1 pseudogene is annotated in these 505 nt (G+C 58.6%); it reads left to right on the top strand.

Going from position 1 to position 505, the window contains the following annotated elements:
* Positions 1-53 precede the first annotated feature (53 nt).
* Positions 54-505 (top strand): annotated as a pseudogene (locus ACKTSJ_RS11195) (hypothetical protein); the annotation flags it as partial.

The following is a 505-nucleotide window of genomic DNA, read 5'->3' as shown; positions in this document are numbered from 1 at the left end:
GGGTCTTCGTGAAAGAGTGTGGGTAGAATTTAGCATGAAATCCTCTGCAAGCCTTGTGGCATCTGGCAAAATCCGGTCTGCACCTGTCGCGGGAAACGGGAGGATTTCTCAATGGCTATTTCAACCAAACGCAAGCGCCTGCTCGATGCATATCGCTTTCCCGGTTTCCGGCCGCTGGAAACTGTCCGGGGTGTCTTCGGCGACCACAAGGCGCGCGTCATCACTCTCGTGCGGCGCTCAAAAAAACGGTCTGCAAAGTGTGCGGCCGAGCACGCTCGGGCTGGTACGACCGCACGACACGGCGCGCCCGTGATTTGTCCTGCGGCAACACGCGGGTCTATCTGGAGTTCGAGGTTCGCCGGATTCTCTGTCGATGTTGCGGCAAAGTGAAGCGGGAGCGACTCGACTTCCTTGCCGACAACCCGTTCTACACGAAGCGGTTTGCCTGGTTCGTCGGGCGTCGCTGCCGGGCGAGCACGATCAAGGATGTTGCCGAAGAACTGAA

Origin of the sequence: Ferrigenium sp. UT5, from assembly GCF_045866295.1 — a bacterium.
Classification (GTDB): domain Bacteria; phylum Pseudomonadota; class Gammaproteobacteria; order Burkholderiales; family Gallionellaceae; genus Sideroxyarcus.
This window is presented reverse-complemented; position numbering and strand designations above follow the sequence as displayed.